The organism is Bradyrhizobium manausense (assembly GCF_001440035.1).
GTDB classification, from domain to species: Bacteria; Pseudomonadota; Alphaproteobacteria; order Rhizobiales; family Xanthobacteraceae; genus Bradyrhizobium; species Bradyrhizobium manausense.
This window is the reverse complement of the sequence record NZ_LJYG01000002.1, coordinates 24137-38678: the sequence shown is the minus strand read 5'-3', so window position 1 is coordinate 38678 and position 14542 is coordinate 24137. Positions and strand designations below refer to the sequence as shown.

Sequence of the window (14542 nt, the reverse complement as noted above, 5' to 3'; positions counted from 1 at the left end):
CAGCACCGAGCGGCGGGACAAGGTGCCCCGCTTCGCTTCGGTCAGATCTTTCGTTAAGCTGTTGCCAATTTCGCGCTTTTCCATTTGTCGCTCCCAAACTCGCGTGTGAATGGAATAGAACCGGGCGGCGCTTTGCGGGGCTTTAGCTCACCTCTCCATGGGCATCATCCGAGCCCGTCTGCTACACAGGTGTGAAGACGTTCACATTAACGCAAAAAATTGGAAGGCGATAGCGGCGAGGCGACTAAGGCTCTTGTCAATCGTGTTGACCTACTCACGGCAGCCCTGTCGCATTTAATCGCGATCGGGGGGGTAGATGATCGAAATTTCGATCGTGCGTACGCACCAGCATGGAGCCAGCGTTGCGTGAATTCAGCGACGCGATCTAACGCTAGTCGGCATGATCTGGGATAGTCGGCTGGCCGCAGCAGAACGGAAACTACTGGTTAGGCTTTGTACTTTTGATCCATGTCGGCTTCCCGCTTCACTTGCTTTCGCGGGAATGTCAATCGAGTGAGGGCATCCTTACAAGGAGGTCGCATGATTACCGCCGTTGTACGATACAAACTGCCGTCGCAGATCGACCACGCCACGTGTCGCGAGCACTTTCATAAGATCGCACCCAACTTCCGCGAGGTGACGGGACTGATCAGTAAGCACTTCGTCTGGTCCCAAAGCGGCTGGGCAGGCGGCGTGTACCAGTGGGAGGGCATTGAGGACGCCAAGGCATTCTACACCGGGCCCTGGCTCGACGGCATCATCCAACGCTACGGCATGAAGCCGCAGATTGATTTATACGAGGTTTTTGCGGTGACAGACAACACGAGCGGCAAGGTTGAGCTGTTCAAGGAGACCGTTGCCTCCAAGTGACCCCTGAGCAGATCTCGCTGATCTGCCGTGCGAGAGGTGGCGGTCCGTCGCGTAGGCGAATGCCGGCGCTCGCTTCCCCCTGTGGGACGAGCTCTTGACGCAATCCGGCGCGCCGCAGGCTGCACCGCGACGCGCAGTGTCGCCTAGGCGAGGCTCATAAAGTCGCGGACGCCAGCTTTCGACGACCAAGCGGGAAATCCTACGATCAGTCAGAAGCATTGCCGCTCGTGACCCAACTCCCACACGGCGACGTCGTCCGTGGGGGCGCTAGCCATAGCCAAATGCCGATGACTGGGAGTGCCAATCGGCACATGCTCTTGCATCCAAGGCGCGAGTGCAAAGGAGGAGGCGAGACGGTAGGCAAGATTATTTTTTCAGAATGAGCCCCATCACGCGCGCCATTCGCCTCACGGATCCGGCGTGCCGACCCAGCGCCATCGCGATCTCCGAGACGACACGACGACGCGCCAGCCACGCAAGCCGCTTCCGCTCAGCCTCAGTCCATTCCTTTGGCTTCGACGATCTCATTTCGAAATGATCGAATGAGCTCGACGCGTGCGATATTGGGAAATTTACGGGTGGCGGCGAGCGACTGAAGTACCCCGTAGCCCCTCACGACGAGGATGGATGGAAATCAGTTCGGGCGAGCGTCAATGGGGTCTCTGGTTGTTCTCAGCCAGCCGGACCTTCTCTCTCAGCCTCTCTAGGTCCTCCATTGCTTTAAGCAATCTCACCAAATCGGAGACCATGTGTGCCAGAGTGGGCCTGCGCGGCTTTGGGACTCGAGATTTCTGTTTCATCGCGAAACGGCTCCCTTCCAGGACCGACGGAGATTGGCTGGCTCCGCAAAGAGCATGCCAGCTTGGGTGCAACCGGGGAGCCACGCCAGAGAGCGCGTGGGCGGGTGCAAGGACACTCCGCGTGTCCCCAAAGCTTATGCGGGGAGCGCAAGTAGCCAGGGTTGCAGTGCGAGGGGAAAGCGTCCTGCAGGCAGAGCCTTGAGGTGAATTTCGAGGCGAGCCTGCCCGGACGCCACTTGCCGGTGTTGATCCGAAGGCGTTCGGATGAAGGCTCAATCGCGAAGAGCTAAGGGGTGATCGACCTCGGTTTCAAGCTGTTTCCTGCTGGCGCCCGCGGCTTGATTATTCTCCTGAACATCACCTCTTAGCAGCCCGATCTGCCGCCCTCGACGCGGGTGGTGCAAGTGGTCGCCAGCATCTGGTTATGAATCGATGGAGTCGTTCGTCGACCAGGACGTCGAGAAGACGCTTAAAGGCTCACTCAAGGAACGTTTTTCCACGTGCCGGCGCGACTCGAGGCGTGAATCGTCTCAACGAGCGTTTGGATGCGCAGGCCAGCGCGGAAGTTGAATGGCTCCGGCTGACGTCCGGCGATAGCGTCAAGGTACCCTGCAGCTTCGATCGCTTTCAGGTCATTGAAGCCAAGCTGATGGCCCGGTGCAACGCAGAACAAGCCGTATGGCCGATGGTCCGGGCTCGCCTCGATCCGGCGGAATCCCTGACGGCCGCGGCGGTCATCGGTCGAGAAGAAATGCAACTCGTTGAATCGTTCCTGGCTGAAGGCGAGGGCGCCTCTGGTTCCATAGACTTCGAAATCGTGTTGCATCTTCCGCCCGGTCGCAATCCAATTCCCCTCGATCGAGCCGGAGGCGCCGTTCGCGAAACGGAGGAAGGCTCGCCCGACATCGTCGACTTCGACGCGCCTGCGACCGCCTTTGCCGTCGGGACGTTCCTTGATCATCGTCACGCAATCTCCCATGACCCCGGTGATCGGTCCGGCGGCCGGACCCACTAAGAACTCGGCCGTTGCCAACGCGTGGCTGCCAATGTCGGCCAGCGCGCCGCCACCAGCCGGATCATGCCGGAAGGTGAAGGGTCCGGCGCTGTCTGCCATGTAATCTTCGGCGTGGACTCCGCGGTAGCCGCGTAATTCGCCGAGTTCTCCGGCGGCGATCATGTCGCGCGCGAGTTGCAGCATCGGGTTACAAAGGTAATTGAAACCGACTTGTGTCTTTACACTGGCGGCTTCAGCGGCCTCGGCCATCTCGCGGGAGTCTGTCGCAAGCGGAGCCAGTGGCTTCTCGCAGTAGACATGTTTGCCACCGGCAATCGCGGCCAGGGCCATTTCCTTGTGGAGCGCGTTGGGCGTGGTGATGTTCACAACGTCGATGGCTGGGTCCACGACGAGCGAGCGCCAGTCCGAGGTCGCGCGCGCGAAGCCCAGGGCTGAGGCTGCTTTCGCTGCCGCCTCGTCGCTGATGTCCGCGATCGTATGCAGTTCCAGTTCGAAAGGCAGATCGAACACACGCGCGGCTATGGAGTAAGCGAAAGCGTGCGCTTTGCCCATGAAGCCACTACCGATGAGACCGATGCGAAGCTTCGGTTTGGTCATGTTGCAAATCCCTGATCACGACGAGGTAGGAGTTGAGGCGACTAGCGAAAAAGTCCAGGGCGGATGTCGTCGACGTTGCCGTCATTGGCAATAGTTGTTGCTAAAAAATATTATTGTCAATATTTAATGCAGGAGGTTATGTTTCTCTCAAACTGTCGAGGGAGGACATCACATGACAGGCGCCACAATCCGACTCACCATGGCCCAGGCCGTGGTGCGATGGCGGAGTCAGCAGTTCACCGAGATCGAAGGTGTTCGCGTGCCACTGTTCGCCGGCGTGTTCGGTATTTTTGGTCATGGGAACGTAACCTGCCTGTCCGACGCGCTGGAGGCTGTGCAGGATCGTCTGCCCACATGGCGCGGGCAGAACGAGCAGTCGATGGCGTTGGCAGCCGTCGGTTTTGCCAAGGGCAAGCTTCGGCGGCAAATCATGGTCGCGACGTCGTCCATTGGCCCCGGCGCGCTGAATATGGTGACGGCAGCGGGGACAGCTCACGCAAATCGCTTGCCGCTTCTTCTCATAGCTGGCGATACGTTCACCAACCGGCTGCCCGATCCGGTTCTTCAGCAGGTTGAGCATTTTGGCGACCCGACCGTTACCGTAAACGACGCCTTCAAGGCGGTCACACGCTACTGGGATCGGATCACCCATCCCGCCCAGATCATTTCTTCGCTTCCACAGGCGGTGGCCGCGATGCTCGATCCGGCCGATTGTGGTCCGGCCTTTCTCGCTCTGCCCCAGGACACACAGGAGGTGGCATTCGACTACCCCGAGGCATTCTTCGAATCTCGAACCTGGACCATTCCGCGGGCGCGTCCCGACCGTCAGAAACTCGCGGAGGCAGCCGCGCTGCTCAAGGCCGCGAAGAAGCCGATCCTCATCTCCGGCGGCGGCGTGCGCTACTCGCTGGCGGGAGAGGTCGTCGCGGATTTCGCGGTCAAGCGTGGAATTCCTATTTTGGAGACGATCGCCGGCAAGGGCGCCGTGACCCACTATCACCCGGCCCATGCGGGCCCGATCGGAATTATCGGCTCAACCTCAGCGAACACGCTAGCAGCCGAAGCCGACGTGATCCTTGCGATCGGAACGCGTCTTCAGGATTTCACGACGGGTTCGTGGACCGCTTTCAGCCCGGACGCGCGCTTCATCTCGATCAACGCGGCCAGGTTCGATGCGGTGAAGCATCGTGCGCTAGCGGTGGTAGGCGATGCGCGGGAGACGGTTGCAGAGCTGGATGCGGAGCTCGGTGCGTGGCGAGTCGACCCCGCCCACATGACGCGTGCCCAGATGCTCTTCAGAGAATGGGACGCACTGCTCGAGTCATTGCAGGCCGCCAGCAATGCTCCCGTACCGACCTACGCGCAGATAGTCCAGGCGGTGAACGCGTCCGCCGGCGAGAGAGATACCTTGATTTCGGCTGCCGGCGGTCTCCCGGGAGAAGTGACAAAGGGCTGGCGCATCAAGGCGCCGAATACATTTGATCTCGAGTTCGGCTTCTCTTGCATGGGCTACGAGATCGCCGCCGGTTGGGGCCATGCAATGGCCAATTCCGGGCCAGGCGGGCTCGGCGGCACGCCCATCGTGATCGTCGGCGACGGCACCTACTTGATGATGAACTCGGACATCTACTCGACGGTTCTGAGCGGCCACAAGATGATCGTTGTGGTTTGTGACAATGGCGGATTCGCAGTGATCAACCGGCTGCAACAATTCAAGGGCGTGCCAGGCTTCAACAATCTGTTGACCGATTGTCGAGTTCAGAATCGCGACAATCCTCCTCACGTTGATTTTGCCAAGCACGCCGAGTCCATGGGCGCGGCTGCACGGCGTTGCGAGAGCCTTGCCGACCTTGTCGCAGCGCTCGAATGGGCCAAAAGCAACGATCGCACCACGGTGCTTACGATCGCCTCGGATGCGTATTCGTGGGTTCCTGGCGACGCCGACTGGGACGTCGGCGTCCCCGAAGTATCCTCGCGCGAGGCGGTTCGAAGTGCGCGCAAGCAACAAGAAGCTATCCGCGCGAAGCAGCGCATCGGAGTGTGATGAGCCATGAAAGCGAAACTTGGAATTGCCCCCATTGCCTGGTGGAACGACGATCTTGCGGAGCTATCCGATGACGTGAGTCTGGAGGAGTGCTTGCGTCAGGCCAGTGTCGCCGGTTTCACGGGAATGGAAACCGGTCGGCGTTTCCCAATGAACATGACGGAACTCGGGCCGATACTCGCCCGGTTTGGGATTTCCGTGTGCGGCGGCTGGTTCTCCGGCCTTCTGCTTGACGGCGACATCGAGCGAGAGAAGGACCGCATTCGCGCCCAGATGGACTTCTTCATTGCGGCCAAGGCGCCCTGCATCGTCTACGGCGAAACTGCGCGTTCGATTCAGGGCAATCGCTCCGCGCCGCTCGCTACCAAACCGAGGCTCTCGGACGAGGAGATGAAGGCCTATGGACGCAAGATGACGGCGTTCGCCGAGTGGTGCGCGGGGCAGGGAATGCCGATCGCCTACCATCACCACATGGCTGCAGCGATCGAGACCGAACCTGAACTCGACCTGCTCATGGCGAATTCGGGAGAGGCGTTACCGCTGCTGTTCGATGCAGGCCACATGGCTTTTGCCGGCGGCAACGTCTTGCGTGTGATCGACAAGCATCATTCCCGCATCAGTCATGTGCATACCAAAGACGTCCGCAGCGGCGTCATTGAGAAACTCGACCGGATGCGGGATAGTTTCCTCGACGCGGTGGTGAAAGGGGCGTTCACCGTGCCAGGCGATGGCTCGCTCGACTTTGTCGCGATCATCGCCCGCCTCGCGTCCTATGGCTACGAGGGGTGGTTCGTCGTCGAAGCGGAGCAGGACCCGAGGATCAGTCCGCCGTTGGAAATGGCCAGGAAAGGGCACGCGGAACTGATCCGCTTGATGGCGTCGGCCGGTTATGAGGTCGTACCATGAGCCGCACGGATCCGGTGTCGCCGCATTCCAGGAACCGCTCCGGTCTTGCCCTGGATTGGCGGGACAATATTGGCACGAGACTGGGTGTGGAGGTGAAATGAGCATCGGGATAGGAGTCATCGGAACAGGTGTGATGGGCGCCGAGCATGCTCGGATACTCCGACATGAGACCCCCGGCGCTCATCTTGCGGGGATTTTTGATGCGGACGTGGCTCGGGCGCAGGCAGTTGCCTCTGGAGCAACCGTCTTTTCGAATCCTCAATCGCTAATCGCGTCGGATCAGATCGACGCGATCGTGATTGCATCTCCCGATTCGACACACGCGTCGCTAACACGCGCATGCATCGCGGCGGGCAAGCCGGTTCTCTGCGAAAAGCCGTTGGCGTCTTCAGCAGCTGATGCCCTGGACGTGGTGCAGGCAGAAGTCGGTTTGGGACGTAGGCTCATTCAGGTCGGATACATGCGCCGGTTTGACCCTGGCTATCGGGAGATCAAGCGGGTCAAAGACGCCGGTCACTTGGGTAGGGCCGTGCTATTGCACAACGTGCACCGCAATGCTCGCGCGCCGGATTGGTTCAACGGCCCGATGGCCATCACGAATTCGTTCGTTCACGAGATCGACGTTAGTCGTTGGCTCCTGGGATCGGAGATGGTTTCTGCGCACGTAGAAGCGGGGCCGGGCGGCGAACCCCTCATGATCATGATGAAAACCGACAAGGACGAGATTGTTTCGACTGAGGTTTTCGTAAACGCCAGCTACGGCTATCACGTCCATGTCGAGTTGGTAGGTCGGCAAGGCACGATATCGCTGGCTCCGGCATCGCTGACGTTGCTGAACAGGGACCGAGCTGGTGGTCTTTCGTATCCGAACAATTGGGTGCCTAGGTTCGAAGAGGCATACCGCAGGCAGATGGCCGATTGGGTCAGCGCAGTGAAAACCGGTGCCTCAGTCGGAGCGAGCGCATGGGATGGCTATGTCGCCTCGGCCATTGCGGAGCAAGTCGCTGAGGCACTCGCCGGAGGGGGTGTGGCAACCCTGAAATATGGACCGCGTCCTCCGCTGTATGATTGATAGCGAGCGAACGCCGTTACCCGCTGGACCCGGGAGAGGGAACGATGATCAAGTATGCAGTTGTCGGCGCGGGCTGGATTTCGCAGCAAGCCTTTCTGCCAGGGGTTGCGCAGTCCGCAAACTCAAAGGTCAGCGCGATCGTGACGGGCGATCGGGACAAGGCCGCCCGTTTGGCGGATTTCTATGGTGTCGGCCGGATCGCCGACTATGACGGATACGATGCGCTTCTAAGAAGCTCTGAGATCGATGCAGTGTATATTGCTCTGCCCAACGACTTGCATGCAGACTACGCAATTCGCGCAGCTCGAGCCGGCAAGCACGTTTTGGTCGAGAAGCCGCTGGCCACAAGTGAAAAGGATGCTCTCGCCATGATCGCCGCCGCGCGTGAAGCCGGCGTATTTCTGATGACGGCGTACAGGCTCCACCACGAACCCGGAACCGTCGCGGTTCTCGAGCACATTCGCAGCGGCGCGATCGGCCAACCGCTTTTCTTTCAATCGATTTTCAGCTTCCAGGCAGCGGCAGGCAACCACAGACTTAAAGCTGCGAGTTGGGGTGGCCCGCTCCAGGACGTAGGCGTCTACTGCGTCAATGCGGCTCGTCACATCTTTGCCGAGGAGCCGATCGAGGCAATGGCGATGGTCAACCGACCGATCGATGACCCGCGCTTTCGCGAAGTGGAAGCATCCGTCGCAGCCTTACTGCGTTTTCCTTCTGGCGGTCTGGCGCAATTCATCGCCAGCTTCGGGGCCAATGCCGTAGACACTTATCGGGTCGTCGGAACGTCGGGCGATCTCGAACTCGACCCCGGCTTCAGGTTCGAGACTGCAACAAAACTGCGCTTGCGCCGCGACGGCGATGTCCGAGAAATCACCTTTCCGCAGACCGACCACTTTGGTGCACAGGCGGAATACTTTTCAGATTGCATCGAGCGTGGAACGCCGCCGGAGGCTGATGGCGAGGAGGGCCTGGCGGACTTGCGTGCGCTGGTCGCAGTTGAAAAAGCGGCCCTGACCGGACGGCCACAATCCATTGCATCTCCTCCACGTGGCCGCCATCCAACGCCCGACATGGTGCGGATGATCCCAGCAACCGATCGGCGACTTGTTTTGTGAGGCGCTGCGTGCCGTTCGGGCCTTGCCGGATGACGAAAGTCGAGAACGTGACAAGCCACCGCAAGCCAGCTCGAGTTGTTTTATTAACTAGTAACTGTTGGGATCCGCGGGTTGATGTCCTTCTGTAGTCTTGCTGCCAGCGCCACCGTCAAGGCCTGGGCAAGGCACATCGGAGCGGCAAGGGAACGCGAAAACGTGTATTCATGCTCTGGGACGGCGAACAGAACGCGGGCACTCTTTGCCAGCGGAGACAGTGTGCTGTCCGATATCGCGATGATGGGAATCCCATTGCGCCCGGCTTCGTCCACGATATTGACGACCTCGTTGGCGTAGAACCGGAACGATACCGCCAAGAGCACGTCCTTCTTGCGGATTGTGCGCCCGATGTGTGTCGCGAGTCCGCCGCCTGCGTCGAGCAAAACGCAGCGCTTTCCCAGCATGGTCAATATGTAACGAAGGAATTCGACGACAGGTGCCGAACGCAATTGCCCGATCAGAAAAACGGAATCGGCCTTTTCAAGGAGGGTGACCGCGTCCGAGAGAGCTTTCGGCGAAATGTCCGCGAGCATGTCCTGAAGGGAGGCAATGTCCCGAACCACCAAGTCGCGCAGGAAACCAACTTCGCTACGATCGGTGCGGGCACCCAACTCGATGTCCAGAGCTTTGATGCGGGCCTCGAAACCCGGGGCGGCGGTTGACAGGCGCCGTTGAAATAAGGCCTGCAGCTCCTTGAAACCTTCATAGCCAAGTGACTGGGCGAAGCGCACGAAGCTTGAGGCGTGGATGCCGCAGCGATCGGCGATTGCGTTTACCGACAGGACCGCGACATCATTCGGGTTCTGGGTCAGATAAACGGCGATCTTTTGATAAGACTTGCTCATGTCATCATGGCGATCGTGGATGACACGGATCAATTCCTCATAGTCTTCCGGTGTCTTCACGCCCTGCATTTAAGGTGCTCTCGTCACTGGTTTCATCGTGTGCGGATACTGACAACTTCACTCTCGTTCGGAACGTTGTCCTCTCCAAAAAGTCGGCAAGCGCCAGGGCGTCGGCATTTGGTCGAGTATCCAGCTGCACAGCCTGGCCGTTGACCGGACGGGTCAAGGACCAAAGAGACTCGCGCGCCCTCGCATCACCATCCCTGGCGGCGGAGCACATCATCGACAGCGCCGGCGAACAGTTATTGACACTTATGCATATCCGCAATAACTCTTGCAAGCAAATCGAACATTCGTCGGCGTTCATTGCCGGCGTTCGCGACGCTGCGCCGTCCCAAGCGACATTCGACGACGGATACCGCGCGCTCATGCTCGCGGAGGCAGCCGTCGAGTCCGGCAGGACCGGAAAGAAGGCCGGAGTTCGCAATATCGCGTGAACCTTGAGGGGGCCTTTGGTGTCCAGCAGCAGCGACACGCCGAGCAGCGCTCAGACCGACTCTTGGAGAATCCAAATGACTTCGATGCATGGAAAGATCGCGATTGTCACGGGCGGGACCCAGGGTCTCGGTGCCGCCATCGCCAAACTCTTCGCCGAGCGCGGCGCGCAGGGCATCGTCACGTGCGGTCGTGACGAGGCGAAGGGGCGAGCAAAGGCCGATGCAATCGCCACAGCCACGGGCGCAGCCGTGGTATTTGTGCGCGCTGACCTGACGAAGACCGAGGATTGCGCCAGAGTCGTTGCGGAGGCGGACAGGGCCTTCGGGCGCGTCGACGCCTTGGTGAATGCTGCGGGCGATACGAGCCGCGGCACCATCATCGATACAAGCCCAGAATTATTTGACAAGATCTTCGCCGTCAACGCGCGTGCCCCGTTCTTTCTGATGCAGGACGCGATCAAGCTGATGCGCCGCGATAAAGTGCAGGGCACGATCGTCAACGTCTCTTCAATGTCGGCGATGGGTGGCCAGTCCTTCATTGCGGCCTATTGCGCATCGAAAGGCGCGCTCGACACGCTGACGCGAAATACTGCCCATGCGCTGCTGCGCAACCGCATCCGTGTGAACGGTCTCAACATTGGTTGGATGGCCTCAGAAGGCGAGCTCAACACGCAGGAGGTCTACCATGGCCGGTCCGCGAGTTGGCTCGAAGAAGCCGCCGCGCGGCAGCCTTTCGGCCGATTGCTCGATCCCACCGAGGTGGCGCGCGCCGTTGCGTTCCTGTCTTGCGATGAGTCTGGAATGATGACGGGGGCCACGATCAACTTCGATCAAAGCATCTGGGGCGCCTATGACGCGTCACCGCACCCGGAAGCGCCGCTCTGAGACGATTCGAGGCCAATGGCTTTTCTCTGCTACAAGCGGGCGACGGCGTGGACGGAATCGTGCCAGGCAAGCTGGACGTGGTCTTCCTACACTTGCGATGTCCACGCATTCCGGCCAAGCCGCCATGAGCGTCCATGCAAGAGCCCTCGCCAGCATGTGAAATAGGTGTTGCAGGATTGCAGGGTATGCAATATTGGTTGCAAAAAGAGCGATGTGAAGCGGCCGGATAGAGCCGCCACCGCATGGAGGGAACGCGTGGCTTTGCTCGATGTGCGAAGCATCTCGAAGAGCTTCGGTGCTATTCGGGCGCTGTCCGATGTCAGCTTTTCGGTTGATGCGGGGGAAGTGGTCGGGCTGATGGGCGACAACGGCGCCGGCAAGTCGACTATGGTGAAGCTGATTGCCGGAAACTTCCCGCCGACCGAGGGCGCCATCGTCGTCGATGGCAAGACATGCCATTTCCACAGGCCGGTCGAGGCCCGGGCCGAGGGCATCGAAGTTGTATATCAGGAGCTCGCGCTCGCCGACAACCTCACGGCCGCGGAGAACGTCTTCCTCGGACGCGAAATCAAGAAGGGTTTCTGGCCGTTCCGCATCCTCGACAAGCAGTCGATGATCGAGCGCGCCGGCGAGCTCTTCGCGGAGCTCAAATCGGAAACGCGTCCCCGGGACCTCGTGAAGAAGATGTCGGGGGGGCAGCGCCAGGCTGTTGCGATTGCCCGGGCCCGGCTGTCTAATGCCAAGCTCGTCCTGATGGACGAGCCGACAGCCGCCATTTCTGTGCGACAGGTCGCCGAGGTGCTCGAACTTATCCGCCGGCTCAAGTCTCGCGGAGTATCGGTGATGCTGATCAGCCATCGCATGCCTGACGTGTTTTCCGTCTGCGACCGTATCATTGTGCTCCGGCGTGGCTCAAAGGTGGCCGACAAGGAAACCGCGACGACCTCGCCGGAGCAGATCACCGGCCTGATTACGGGGGCGATCCGTGAAGCCTAGTTCTGCCAAAGTGATAGAAGAGACACACGCCGCAATCAGTGATGTCGTCAGCATTCGCGAGCAGACCACCTTCCAGCGCCTAGTGGCCAATCAGGCAATCTGGGTCGCAGCCGCACTCCTGGCTCTGGTGATCTTCATGACCTGGCTGGAGCCGAGCTTCGGCACAACCGACAACGTCACGAACATCACGCGCAACTTCGCTCCGCTTGCGATCATGAGCCTTGGCATGACTGTTGTCATCATCACGGGGGGCATCGATCTGTCTGTCGGCTCGGTGATGGGGCTCGTTGCCATTGTCACCGGGTTGCTGCTGACCTGGCATCATTCCTGGTATGTCGCCTTTGCAGCCGGACTCCTCGCGGGACTGGCGTGTGGAGCCTTCAACGGCTTCTTCGTTGCCTATGTTGGCATGCCGTCCTTCGTCGTGACGCTCGGCATGCTGTCGATCGCGCGCTCGCTGGCCGTGGTACTGTCCGGCAACCAGATGCTCTACCAGTTTGGTCCGGACGCGCCGATCGTCAGGGCAATCGGCCAGGCGAAGTGGCCGCTCCATGCGCCAGCTGGCTGGGCTCCACGCTGGATTCCCGAGCTCTCATCCCATTTTTGGGTGATGCTGATCCTTGCCTTCATTCTTGGCGCCGTTTTCATATTCACGGCCTGGGCGCGCCACCTCTATGCGCTCGGCTCCAACGAAAACGCCGCGCGCCTGACCGGCGTGTCGGTCGACTGGATCAAGTTTCAAGCCTACCTGTTTTCGTCATTCACGGCTTCCATTGCTTCGCTGCTGCTCCTCGGCTACAGCGGCTCGGCCATCAACGCGATGGGCACCGGCTACGAGCTTCGCGTGATCGCCGGCACGGTCATCGGCGGCGCCAACCTGATGGGCGGCTATGGGACCGCCTTCGGCGCCGTGATCGGCTCGGCGTTCCTCGAGGTCATTCGCAACGCGCTTCTGATGGCCGGCATCGATTCGAACTGGCAAGGCGCGTTCGTTGGCATGTTCATCGTCATTGCCGTGCTGCTCGGCATGCAGACGAGCGGGACGTCGCTTCTTGCTGCGATCCGCGAGTGGATTGTTTGGAAGCGTAGTTAGAAATCCGATGGCAATAAGGTCGGAGACTTGGAGTTAACAAAAAGGGAGGAGAACGTGCATAAGCATTTATTGATGGCCGCCGTGGCGTTTTCAGCGCTCTTGGGAGGACAGGCCAGCGCGCAGCAGAAGTTCACCTTTGCGCTCGTTCCCAAGAACATGAACAATCCGTTCTTCGATCAGGCGCGGGACGGCTGCAAGAAGGCGGAAGCCGAGTCCAAGGGCGCGTTCCAGTGCATGTATATCGGCCCCGGAGAGCATGGCGGCGGCGAGGAGCAGGTGCAGATCGTGCAGGACCTTGTGGCCAAGAAGGTGGACGGCATTGCCGTGGCACCGGCCAACGCGGCGGCGATGGCCGTTGCGCTGCAGGCCGCCAAGGGCGCGGGCATTCCCGTGTTGACCTGGGACTCCGACGTTCTCCCCGAGAACAAGGATCTGCGCCTTGCCTATATTGGCACCCACAACTACGAGATCGGCGTCAACATCGCCAAGATCGTGCAGACCATCAAGCCGAAGGGGGGCACGATCTGTATCCAGTCCGGCGGCGCAGCTGCAGCCAACCACAACGAGCGCATGAAGGGTATCCGTGACACGCTCTCAGGCAAGGAATCCGCCCAATCGCCCGGGGAGCGGCTGACCGGACAGAATGGCTGGAAGGAGATCGAGGGCTGCCCGCTCTACACCAACGACGATTTCCCTCTGTCGGTGCAGCAATTCCAGGACATTATGGCAAAGAACCCGAGCCTGGACGCGTTCACGCCGACGGGCGGTTTCCCGCAATTCGTGCCGGACGCTAATCGCGCTGCGGTTGCGCCCTTCAAGGACAAGATCGGCAAGAAGGACTTGGCGTTGGTGGTTGCCGATACGCTGCCGGTTCAGATCGATCAGATGAAGGAGGGGCTGTCGCTCGGCCAAGTCGGGCAGCGTCCGTTCGAGATGGGCTACAAGACCATGTTCGCTTTGAAGGACGTCAAGGAAGGCAAGGCTCCTCCTAAAGATCCGACCTATACGGGTCTTGACGTTTGCACTTCCAAGAACGTCGATACCTGCATCGCAAAGTAGTTTCGATGGACGGCAGCGGGCTGGGGAGCTGGCCCGCCGCCAGCCTGAGCGGGCCTAGCGATGTCGTTCGCGCAAGCAGGCGATGTTGCTGATCTCTCGGGAGCTGGCGAAGGAAACGGGGTTGCGGACATTGAGAGCCTGATGTCGCTCCCGGGGGAGCGCTAGGCCATGCAGTGTTCCGACTGACGTTTTAGCCGTCAGCTTGCATTGCGCCAGCGGGTTCGACGCGAGGCGACGGAGACCGCGTCGAGAAAGCGGTCGATATCCTCCTCGCTGGTGTAGGCGTGAGGTGCGACGCGATTGACGGCCTCGAGGCCTCGTGCCTCGAGATCCGCCCGCGCATAGTCGCGATCGACCACCGCCGCCGCGATGTTAGCTTCGGCGAGATAGTCGTTCAGCTCGGCCGGCACGAGAGCGTCGGTCGTGAATGTGAGGAACGCGGATTCGGCCGCATCGTCTTCGAACACGGTCACGCCCGGAATGGCCGTTAGACCGGCATGGATACGGACAAGGCGCGCGCGGATCAGGTCACGAATATTCTCGATCCCGTGCTGCAGCGCGTGCGTGATGGCCGAACCCAGCCCGAGCCTGCCGGCGACCGAAAATTCGTAGGTTTCGAAGCGTCGCGCATCGGCGCGCGTGGCGTAGCTGTCGATCCCTGTCCAGCTCGAACCGACTTGGCTCAAAACGGGAGGATCGCCGAGCCGCTCCA

At 60.3% G+C, this 14542-nt stretch carries 13 protein-coding genes; 10 read left to right on the top strand and 3 right to left on the bottom strand.

Going from position 1 to position 14542, the window contains the following annotated elements; translation table 11 throughout:
- The first annotated feature begins 540 nt into the window (after nucleotides 1-540).
- Nucleotides 541-870, top strand: coding sequence for a hypothetical protein (locus AOQ71_RS00190; protein WP_057740332.1), 330 nt, complete (start codon nucleotides 541-543; stop codon nucleotides 868-870).
- A 1281-nt stretch (nucleotides 871-2151) separates the two neighbouring features.
- Here AOQ71_RS00190 and AOQ71_RS00185 read toward each other — a convergent pair.
- A complete protein-coding gene (locus AOQ71_RS00185; protein ID WP_057740328.1) occupies nucleotides 2152-3282 on the bottom strand; it encodes a Gfo/Idh/MocA family protein in 1131 nt (376 codons plus the stop codon).
- A gap of 172 nt (nucleotides 3283-3454) precedes the next feature.
- Here AOQ71_RS00185 and iolD point away from each other — a divergent pair, with 172 nt between their 5' ends.
- The 4 genes from iolD to AOQ71_RS00165 all read left to right on the top strand — a co-directional run bounded on the left by iolD (nucleotide 3455) and on the right by AOQ71_RS00165 (nucleotide 8419).
- On the top strand, nucleotides 3455-5326 hold the full coding sequence (iolD, locus tag AOQ71_RS00180; RefSeq protein WP_057740324.1) for a 3D-(3,5/4)-trihydroxycyclohexane-1,2-dione acylhydrolase (decyclizing): 1872 nt from the start codon (nucleotides 3455-3457) through the stop codon (nucleotides 5324-5326).
- Between the two features lie 6 nt (nucleotides 5327-5332).
- A complete protein-coding gene (iolE, locus tag AOQ71_RS00175; protein WP_057740319.1) occupies nucleotides 5333-6232 on the top strand; it encodes a myo-inosose-2 dehydratase in 900 nt (299 codons plus the stop codon).
- Between the two features lie 97 nt (nucleotides 6233-6329).
- The gene (locus AOQ71_RS00170) at nucleotides 6330-7304 is read left to right on the top strand and encodes a Gfo/Idh/MocA family protein (protein ID WP_057740315.1); all 975 of its coding nucleotides are present in this window, start codon (nucleotides 6330-6332) and stop codon (nucleotides 7302-7304) included.
- Between the two features lie 44 nt (nucleotides 7305-7348).
- Complete coding sequence (locus tag AOQ71_RS00165) at nucleotides 7349-8419, top strand: Gfo/Idh/MocA family protein (RefSeq protein WP_057740310.1); 1071 nt, start codon at nucleotides 7349-7351, stop codon at nucleotides 8417-8419.
- An 83-nt stretch (nucleotides 8420-8502) separates the two neighbouring features.
- Here the strand turns inward: AOQ71_RS00165 and AOQ71_RS00160 are convergent, their stop codons facing one another.
- The gene (locus tag AOQ71_RS00160) at nucleotides 8503-9369 is read right to left on the bottom strand and encodes a MurR/RpiR family transcriptional regulator (protein ID WP_057740305.1); all 867 of its coding nucleotides are present in this window, start codon (nucleotides 9367-9369) and stop codon (nucleotides 8503-8505) included.
- A gap of 140 nt (nucleotides 9370-9509) precedes the next feature.
- On the opposite strand from AOQ71_RS00160, the gene AOQ71_RS46570 reads away from it, so the two are divergent.
- The 5 genes from AOQ71_RS46570 to AOQ71_RS00135 all read left to right on the top strand — a co-directional run bounded on the left by AOQ71_RS46570 (nucleotide 9510) and on the right by AOQ71_RS00135 (nucleotide 13830).
- Nucleotides 9510-9797 carry a hypothetical protein gene (locus AOQ71_RS46570; protein WP_205668178.1) on the top strand — a complete coding sequence of 96 codons (288 nt, stop codon included), beginning with the start codon at nucleotides 9510-9512 and terminating at the stop codon, nucleotides 9795-9797.
- A gap of 75 nt (nucleotides 9798-9872) precedes the next feature.
- Nucleotides 9873-10682: an SDR family oxidoreductase gene (locus tag AOQ71_RS00150; RefSeq protein ID WP_057740299.1), complete on the top strand. Its 810-nt coding sequence runs from the start codon at nucleotides 9873-9875 to the stop codon at nucleotides 10680-10682.
- Between the two features lie 255 nt (nucleotides 10683-10937).
- Nucleotides 10938-11678, top strand: coding sequence for an ATP-binding cassette domain-containing protein (locus AOQ71_RS00145; RefSeq protein WP_057740296.1), 741 nt, complete (start codon nucleotides 10938-10940; stop codon nucleotides 11676-11678).
- Between the two features lie 10 nt (nucleotides 11679-11688).
- On the top strand, nucleotides 11689-12771 hold the full coding sequence (locus AOQ71_RS00140) for an ABC transporter permease (protein ID WP_245316576.1): 1083 nt from the start codon (nucleotides 11689-11691) through the stop codon (nucleotides 12769-12771).
- Nucleotides 12772-12825: 54 nt separating this feature from the next.
- Nucleotides 12826-13830 (top strand): substrate-binding domain-containing protein, encoded by a 1005-nt coding sequence (locus tag AOQ71_RS00135; RefSeq protein ID WP_057740290.1) that lies wholly within the window; start codon nucleotides 12826-12828, stop codon nucleotides 13828-13830.
- Nucleotides 13831-14027: 197 nt separating this feature from the next.
- Here the strand turns inward: AOQ71_RS00135 and AOQ71_RS00130 are convergent.
- Nucleotides 14028-14542 (bottom strand): aminotransferase class V-fold PLP-dependent enzyme (locus AOQ71_RS00130; protein WP_162268289.1); only part of this gene is annotated, 515 nt, incomplete at its 5' end.